We start from the raw sequence: 8,305 nt of genomic DNA on the forward strand, positions 1-8,305 counted from the left end.
TAAAGAATGGAGAGCCATTCTAATAGTGGCTTTTTTTACTTAAAACGGATATTCCCTTGGTTTTGTTTGTACGGAGATCCATTTTGTTACAGTGAATTCATCGACAATCCACGGATTACCAAAGCGTCCTACACCACTGTCACGCATACCTCCAAAGGGTGCTCTCGGTTCATCGTTTACCGTTTGGTCATTTAAATGGGTCATCCCAAACTCGATATCAAGGGCATATTCTCGTGCCCGATCCAAATCTCCTGCAAAAATGGCAGAACTTAACCCATAAATGGTATGGTTCGCAAATTCAATTGCCTCATCATCGGAAGAAGCTTTAATAATGGGAACGATGGGACCAAATAATTCTGTTTGAGCAAGTTCACTATCATTTCGTACGTTTCCAAAAATAGTAGGTGTTAACACATTACCGATTAACTGGCCGTCTAAAAGAACTTCTGTACCTTGTGCCTTTGCTTTTTCGATATTTTGTAAAGAAAAATCGATTTGTTTTTTATTTATGATAGGTCCGATAATGACTTCATGGTCTCTTGGGTCCCCGTATTTTAAACTTTTTACCCGTTCTACAAATTTTTGTACAAATGCGTCATATAGTTTTTCGTGAACAATGATACGATTTGTAATCATACAAATTTGTCCTTGGTGAAGGAACTTTCCGAAAACTGCTGCCTTAACTGCCTGTTCTAAATCAGCATCTGATAAGACGACAAAGGGAGCATTACCGCCAAGTTCTAATGCTACCCGTTTAAATAAGCCACCTGCTACTGTACCTATATGCCTTCCTACTTCTGTAGACCCAGTAAAACTTACTAAACGAGCGACAGGGTGTTCCACCATTAAATCTCCAATGATTGAAGTTTTAGTAAGTACACTTTGAAAGACTCCTGGAGGAATACCACCTTCCTCAAACGCTTTTGCTATTAATGAGCCGGAAGACAAACTCACTTGTAAATCCGCTTTGTGTACGACTGCATTCCCTAATGCAAGGGCAGGAGCAATTGTACGCATAGATAAATAAAGGGGGAAATTGAAGGGAGCGATGGATGATACGACACCTAAAGGTAATCGGTGGATTTCATTTATTTTATTTGGTACTACAGATTGCTCTGTACGCACTTCATAAACTTTATCAATTGTTGTTAATGCTTCTTTCATTACTGAAACGGTACTCCCATATTCGACCGTTGCTTTAATAAAGCTACTGCCTGATTCTATGATTAGTAAATCAATAATGGCCTCTTTATTTTTTTCAAAAAACGAAATGGCTTTTTCAATTACTTTTCGCCGTAGTTCATGGTTTTTTCCCCATTTTCTTTGAGCTTTATGGGCATCATAAAAGGCAAGGTCGACTTGCTCCTTTGAAGCCATTTGGACAGTAGCTAACACTTCATCATCAAAGGGATTCGTAATATCAAAACTGCTTCCTGAATCCCCATCTACCCATTTGCCGTTTAAATAACTTTGATTTAATGTTGTAAATTGGTTCAATGAATATTCCTCCGTAATTTTGAACGTCTGGATCGTTCAAATTAATTTTTCCTGTTTATTTTGCACCAAAAATTAAAATGATATTATTGTGCACATTGCTAATTAATACATACAAATTATAGGAATATGTTCATTCGATTAGAAAAGACTAACGAAAAGGAGGCGAGGAGCAGTTGAAAACAAAAATTGCGATTTCGGTATTCGTAATACTAAGTACGATTGCAATCGGAAAGATTTTGACAGTACCTCCAAATGACAATATGACGAGCGCAGAAGAAATAGTTCCTTCTTATGCCAAATGGGGAAGAATAGCGATGCAAAAAGTAATGGAGAAATATCCTTCTGCGGATGTAATTGACTATTTGCATATAGGTAAAGAAGTCGGAACGGTTCATTCTGTAGAGAAATTTAAACTTTGGTTAAGGGCGGTAGATAATCGTGAATTTGGAGTATTTGTTGACATATCGATAAATAATGAAACAGAAGAAATAGTTGACATTCAATTTACAGAAACGGATCGATAAAAAACGCAAGGCTTTTATGCCTTGCGTTTTATTTTACCTCCATTTTAAAAATGTATGAGCTATCACCACTTGAGTTTCTATCATCTTTTTCCCAAACACCATAGTAAGTTACGACATATGTACCTCGTACAATTGGGGCTGAAAAGGTGTCTTTATCCAGTTTCAACTGTTCCGTTTGTCCCGAGCTATCTGTTACGGTAACGTTTTGGGAACTAGGTTTACGTTCGATGTGTAACATTATTTTTTCATTTCGTGAAACTTTTATACCCTTTATACTATCCATCATTTCAGTAGATGTGACCATATCTACACATTCGGATACTTTGTCTGTATTCCAACAGTAGGAGCCTTGGAAAGTTGGATAAATTTCATTATCGATTTCAATTTCAACTTTTGGAGGAGTAGTTAGTTTTGAACTGGATGTTGGCATCTCCAATTCGTATTCCGAATTCGAACAACCAATTAGAAAAAAGGGAAAAAGAAATATTAAAAAGGTAATATACTTTAAATTATTCAAAGCATTCCTCCATTACAAAGAAGTATATGTCTTACTATGTATATGGCAATTTTATGTTAATTATCATTTTTTTGTAGCATACTGAGTCGTTTCACTATCATAATCGTCTATATAGGTGGAGGTGAGATTTTGACTTTCAATTTCGAAAAGGAATATGAGGCACATAGTGACCGTATTTATCAATACATATATTTTTTAGTCGGACATACCGAAACGGCTGAAGATTTAACGCAAGAAACCTTTATAAAAGCAATGCAATATTCTACTTCGTTTCGTCAAGAGGCTAGTACTTTCACTTGGTTAATGAAAATTGCGCGGAATTTAACTTATGACTATTTTCGTCGAAAACGTCTCATTCAGTTTTTACCTTTCCGAAAGGAGTATGACAATAGAGAAACTGTATTTACACCAGAAAAGTGGCTAGAAAATCATGAAGAATCCAAACGATTATACGAGGCATTACATCAATTGAAATTGGACTATCGAGAAGCCATTGTACTAAGAAAAATAGAAGGCTTTTCAATAAAGGAATCAGTAGAAATCCTTGGATGGAAAGAAGCGAAAGTTAAAAATTGTACAGAGCGAGGAATGAAGGCATTAAAACAAATTCTATTGAAAGGGGGAGAGGAGCATGAATCTTGATGATCAATTAAGGGAAATGGTTCGACCATATCGAGATGGGACAACGAAAGATAATTCAAAACAAGCTATTATGAAAAAAGTGAAAAAGGAAAGCATTCGAAATCGTTGGATATATCGATTGGTACTTGTCAGTACATGTGCGATTGCTATTTTATTATTTGCGTCATTCTTTGCTTCTACTTCGATTCAGCAAGATGTAACGGCGACCCCTTTTGGAAACATTAATGAACATACAAAAATAGAAAAAGTGATTATTTTAGAAAATAAAAATCCACAGCGTCAGTTAAACTTAAGGTCCATTTTCTATCCTTTCAAGGAATCTATCACAACAAGTGAAGTTTTTGATGACGTTATTCCTATTTTATTGTCAGCGAGGGAACGGGCAATACCATGGGATGGTACTTTTGAAGAAGAAGTCATTGAAGATATTCATTTTACTTTTTCGAATGGGGAAGAACTTTATTTAAAGCAGTCTTTTGAAGGGGAAGTTTCTGAACATGTTAATTTTTTGTACGATCCAAATGCGAACATGAAATATGCCTTATCCAATGAAGAGTGGAGAACAATTACTGCACTAACCGATGAAATTCATAGTCAACATCAATTCACAAGATGGACATTTATCTGGAAATTTTTATTGGTGATTATCATTATAGGAATATCCATTGTCATTAATAAAAAGGAACAAAAGAAATTTAAGATTGAGCCTAAAAAGAAACAATCTTCTATCGTAAATATTCTACTTACATTAGTAAGTGTTTATATAATTAATAAAATAATTAATTATTTTGGAACGATTCATTTCGGAGTGGGTATTTTAATACTAATTTCTGTTTTTATCATTGAGGAACTAATAAGTTATAGAAGAACAAAACAACCGATTCATTGGAAATTTTTAAGTTTAAATTTGTTCATTGCTTTGATATTTTTAATATTATTAACTTATTTTTAAATGAGAAGGTACTTTAAACCGTAGTAGTTTAAAGTACCTTTATGTTTATTCCCTTACTTGACCATTTCCATAAACAAAGTATTTAGCTGAAGTAAGGGCAGGTAAACCCATTGGTCCTCTGGCATGAAGTTTTTGAGTACTAATGCCGATTTCAGCGCCATAGCCAAATTCAAATCCATCTGTAAAACGGGTAGAAGCATTATGATAAACAGCAGCTGAGTCAACACTAGTTAAAAAGGTTTGTGCTGCTATTGGATCTTCCGTAATAATGGATTCGGAATGATTTGTGCTGTACGTATTGACATGATTAATGGCTTCATACAAATTTTCAACTACTTTGACACTTATAGTTAAGCTTAAATACTCCGTTGCGTAATCCTCTTCTGATGCAACGGTTGCATGTGGGAATACTTCACACACCTTTGAATCACCAATAATATGAATATTTGCTTCATGTAGATGTTGTAATAACTGTTTACCGTTTCGTTCAAACCAATCCTGTTGAATGAGTAAACTTTCTGCGGCATTACAAACAGAAGGGCGTTGGATTTTGGCATTTAGAATGATCTTTAATGCCATCGTATAATTAGCCGTCGTATCAACATACACATGACAATTACCAGCTCCTGTTTCTAAAACGGGAACAGTTGCTTCTTTCACAACTAAATCAATTAAATTTTTACCTCCACGCGGAATCAACACATCTAAATATTCCTTTAAATGGAATAGTTCCTTTGCAGTTTCGTGACGCGTATCTTCGATTAATTGTACAGCATCTAATGGAAGGGTGGTGTTATGTAATGCGCGGTGAATTGTATCCACAAGTACTTTATTTGAATGTTTAGCAGAAGAGCTTCCTCGTAATATAACGGCATTACCTGTTTTCAAACTAAGAGTGGCTGCATCAATTGTTACATTCGGACGAGCTTCATAAATCATGCCGATTACACCAAGGGGAACACGACGCTTTTCTATTAATAAACCATTTTCTTTCGTTGTTGATTCAAGAAGTTCACCAACTGGGTCATGTAATTGAACAAGGTCATGAATCGCTTTAGCCATTAGTTCGATACGACTTTCATTTAACATAATTCGATCTAATGTTGAGTCGGGAATATTATTTTGCTTTCCTACCACTAAATCTTGTTCATTTGCTGATAGGATGACATCTTTATCAATTATTAGCTGTTCGGCGATTTTTAATAATGCTTCATTTTTTTCAGCAGTTGTTTTAACATTCATTATATAACTTGCCTTTTTAGCTAATTTCCCTTTTGCTTGAACTTCACTGTCAATTATCGCTTTTGTCATGAATACTCCTCCTTACAAATAATTTAGCTATGTCGATTATGCTTTGATCCATTTATCCCGGTGAATGACCTCAGTGGAAGTTACATCAATTTCATTCGTTCTTTTTCCAAGTGCTTGTAACAATTCTTCACTAGAATAAAGGACTTCACCTCGACCTAACAAATTCGATTCACCATATACTTCGACAACATCCCCTTTACAAAATTCGCCTTCAATTTTATATACACCTGCGGGTAAAAGACTTTTGCCGTTCATTAGAATAGCTTTTTCTGCCCCTTTATCAATAAACAACTTTCCAGATACCTCTGTAATGGATAACCATTGCTTTTGATTAGCTAGGACAGTCAAATCCTTTCCAATATAAGTACCATCACCATACCCATTTAAAATTTCGAGTAACTTTGTTGGACCTTTTCCAGTTCCAATAAAAACTTGAACACCTGCTTGTAAGGCAGTACGAGCTGCCATTAGTTTCGATTGCATCCCGCCAGTACCAACCTTCGAACCACTATCCGTTGCTAAAGTTAGCATGTCATCTGTAATTTCATTTAAGTGATGAATACGATTAGCATTTGGATTTTTAAAAGGATTGTCATCATAAAAACCGTTGATGTCCGTTAAGATAATAAGGTGATCCGCATGGACAAGCCCACTTACTAGAGCAGATAACATATCATTATCTCCAAAAGTTAGTTCTGTTATGGATACTGTATCATTTTCATTAATAATGGGAAGGACGCCTCGTTGAAGTAACTCCGTAAAGGTGGCATAGGCGTTTTTATATCGTTCTTTCTTTGAGAAATCTGTTCGTGTTAATAAAATTTGCGCTGCTGTTATTTGATGATCGTGGAATGATTCTGAGTAGTATTGGATAAGTAAACTTTGACCAACAGCAGCCGCTGCTTGTTTTCCTTTTAAAGTAACTGGTCGAGAAGGGTAGCCCAACTTACGAAATCCAGCAGCAACTGCACCTGAGGAAACGAGTAATACATCATGACCTTCCTGTTTTAAAATTGCTAGTGCTCCGATATGATCTTGTAGTTTTTCGTGGTCAATTTCTCCTTTCGCATTTGTAAGGGAGCTACTTCCAATTTTCACAACAATTCTTTTTTTCTTCATCGATATACCTCCTTATCCTTTTGTATCTTTCAATAATAAAAAGCCTTTTTCACCCTGAAAATTAGGGCGAAAAAGGCTACTTTTCCGTGGTACCACCTAGCTTGGATTGCCATTGCAAATCCCACTTTGTGCTCATAACGCTAGAGTCTGCGTCTAGTTTTCTAGAAGCTGGCGAAGTAGGTTCCGTGATCCTTTTTGTACGATGTTTTGCAGCCGGTGAACATCGCTCTCTTTCCAATAGGGTTTCACATACTAGTCTTCGTTACGCTGATTTTTCTTTTTGAATAAATATGCAACAATTTAAAATATTTGTCAATAACATTGTATCTTTGAATTGATGAAATGGATAATGTTTCGCTTAAGGATTTCGACTCGTGGTGTTATTTATGCAACTAAAGTTAAATTCGTATATGAAAGGATAGCTGGTGATTTCATTTTTCCAAGTACTTGAACGGCTTCTTCCTTTGTTTCAAATTCAAAGATTCGGTAAGTGTTTTGTTCAAAAATTGTTAGAACCCACATTTTAGGGTCGCCTCCTAGAATTTTAATTTTTTATCCAAAATCAGGAACTTTATTTTCACAAAATTGATCGAGTTACTTTGTAAAGGAAAGAATGGCGGATTGTTGTTCCTTTAGTACAAGTTTTGCTTCCAATTCATTTTCAAATTCAAACATTCGATACGAATTGTTTTCGAAGACTGTTAACACCCACATTCGAGGATCTCCTCCATTATGAAATTTTCTTGTTATAACACAATCCATTGACTTCTTGAATTATTGTTATACCAATTTGAGACCATTGTACATGGAAAATTAGTAAAAGAAAATGGATAGTGAACTATTTCACATATTGTTCATTTTGATTCCGGTTTCATAAAATTTTACAAAAATGTCATGCATATTTTAGTGACAATATATAAACTGAATGAAAGTTTTATATAATAAAAGAAATAGATTTTGTAATTTTCAATAATTATATTATGTAAACTAAATGTTATAAAGGGAAATTTGGAGGAGTAAAAATGGAAATTAAAAAGGCATACGGATATGTAATAAGAATGAAAGAAGGTGCCCCTCAAGTACTAGTATTTCAGCACATCAATTTGGAAGCGGGTATACAAATACCAAAAGGAACAGTTAATGCAAATGAAACACCCCTTGAAGGTGTAATTCGAGAAATGAAAGAAGAAACGGGTCTAACCGAATTTGTTGTTGATCGTATGGTAGCTGAAGATTTTTGGGAAAACGATGATGGGGTCATTCATCACCGATACTTTTATAAAATTTTAGTAGAAGATGCTCCTGATGAGTGGGACTATCAGCCAACTGGTGGGGGAACAGAAGAGGGACTCACTTTTCATTTTTTCTGGATAAATGATCAACAGGAAGTTGAGTTAGTTAGGGGCCACGGAGACTATTTAGATTATATTTTTTAATATCGAAATAAAACCATAATTTGAGAGTTCAGACATAAATAAAGCGTGACGGCTCTACGTAGTATGCTTAAAGCAACATACTAGTTAACTGTCACGCAAGTACTAGTTTTCAAATATAAATTTTAACTTCTATTTTCCCATTCTTCTCGAAGCATCCCCATTCGAATGGAGTCATAATATACTCCATTGTATTTCGCAAGTAAAAATTGAGCCATTTATTAATTAAAAACTGATCCACTTAAACCGAACTATTTTCTAGCCATTCTTTTGTATCTAATATTCGATAAGATGGTCCAACCATGTCTAT

At 35.0% G+C, this 8,305-nt stretch carries 9 protein-coding genes; 4 read left to right on the forward strand and 5 right to left on the reverse strand.

What is annotated here, in order from left to right; genetic code table 11:
- Positions 1–39 precede the first annotated feature (39 nt).
- Positions 40–1,497 carry an aldehyde dehydrogenase family protein gene (locus EC501_RS13020; protein ID WP_122972740.1) on the reverse strand — a complete coding sequence of 486 codons (1,458 nt, stop codon included), beginning with the start codon at positions 1,495–1,497 and terminating at the stop codon, positions 40–42.
- Between the two features lie 173 nt (positions 1,498–1,670).
- Between EC501_RS13020 and EC501_RS13025 the strand changes: the two genes are divergently transcribed.
- Entirely contained in the window at positions 1,671–2,021 is a 351-nt protein-coding gene (locus tag EC501_RS13025; RefSeq protein WP_241559348.1) for a DUF3889 domain-containing protein, read from the forward strand.
- 28 nt (positions 2,022–2,049) lie between these two features.
- Here the strand turns inward: EC501_RS13025 and EC501_RS13030 are convergent, their stop codons facing one another.
- A complete protein-coding gene (locus EC501_RS13030; protein WP_122972741.1) occupies positions 2,050–2,538 on the reverse strand; it encodes a hypothetical protein in 489 nt (162 codons plus the stop codon).
- A gap of 129 nt (positions 2,539–2,667) precedes the next feature.
- Here EC501_RS13030 and EC501_RS13035 point away from each other — a divergent pair, with 129 nt between their 5' ends.
- Both EC501_RS13035 and EC501_RS13040 read left to right on the forward strand, forming a co-directional pair.
- Complete coding sequence (locus tag EC501_RS13035) at positions 2,668–3,180, forward strand: RNA polymerase sigma factor (protein ID WP_122972742.1); 513 nt, start codon at positions 2,668–2,670, stop codon at positions 3,178–3,180.
- Entirely contained in the window at positions 3,170–4,132 is a 963-nt protein-coding gene (locus tag EC501_RS13040) for a hypothetical protein (protein ID WP_122972743.1), read from the forward strand. The genes EC501_RS13035 and EC501_RS13040 overlap by 11 nt, the downstream gene beginning before the upstream one ends.
- Before the next feature lie 45 nt (positions 4,133–4,177).
- On the opposite strand, the gene EC501_RS13045 is transcribed toward EC501_RS13040, so the two are convergent.
- The 3 genes from EC501_RS13045 to EC501_RS18505 form a co-directional block, all read right to left on the reverse strand.
- Positions 4,178–5,443, reverse strand: a complete 1,266-nt coding sequence (locus tag EC501_RS13045; RefSeq protein WP_174232694.1) for a glutamate-5-semialdehyde dehydrogenase — start codon at positions 5,441–5,443, stop codon at positions 4,178–4,180.
- Positions 5,444–5,479: 36 nt separating this feature from the next.
- Positions 5,480–6,562: a glutamate 5-kinase gene (proB, locus tag EC501_RS13050; protein ID WP_122972744.1), complete on the reverse strand. Its 1,083-nt coding sequence runs from the start codon at positions 6,560–6,562 to the stop codon at positions 5,480–5,482.
- Positions 6,563–6,946: 384 nt separating this feature from the next.
- Positions 6,947–7,084, reverse strand: coding sequence for a hypothetical protein (locus EC501_RS18505; protein ID WP_174232695.1), 138 nt, complete (start codon positions 7,082–7,084; stop codon positions 6,947–6,949).
- 500 nt (positions 7,085–7,584) lie between these two features.
- Between EC501_RS18505 and EC501_RS13055 the strand changes: the two genes are divergently transcribed.
- On the forward strand, positions 7,585–7,998 hold the full coding sequence (locus EC501_RS13055) for an NUDIX hydrolase (protein ID WP_122972745.1): 414 nt from the start codon (positions 7,585–7,587) through the stop codon (positions 7,996–7,998).
- Positions 7,999–8,305: the final 307 nt, after the last annotated feature.

The organism is Lysinibacillus halotolerans (assembly GCF_003711845.1).
GTDB classification, from domain to species: Bacteria; Bacillota; Bacilli; order Bacillales_A; family Planococcaceae; genus Ureibacillus; species Ureibacillus halotolerans.

What these genes read in the sequence shown, in the direction of transcription:
- EC501_RS13040 (WP_122972743.1), top strand. Translation starts at nt 3,170, where the DNA reads ATGAATCTTGATGATCAATTAAGGGAAATGGTTCGACCATATCGAGAT.
- EC501_RS13045 (WP_174232694.1), bottom strand. Translation starts at nt 5,443, where the DNA reads ATGACAAAAGCGATAATTGACAGTGAAGTTCAAGCAAAAGGGAAATTA.
- proB (WP_122972744.1), bottom strand. Translation starts at nt 6,562, where the DNA reads ATGAAGAAAAAAAGAATTGTTGTGAAAATTGGAAGTAGCTCCCTTACA.
- EC501_RS18505 (WP_174232695.1), bottom strand. Translation starts at nt 7,084, where the DNA reads ATGTGGGTTCTAACAATTTTTGAACAAAACACTTACCGAATCTTTGAA.
- EC501_RS13055 (WP_122972745.1), top strand. Translation starts at nt 7,585, where the DNA reads ATGGAAATTAAAAAGGCATACGGATATGTAATAAGAATGAAAGAAGGT.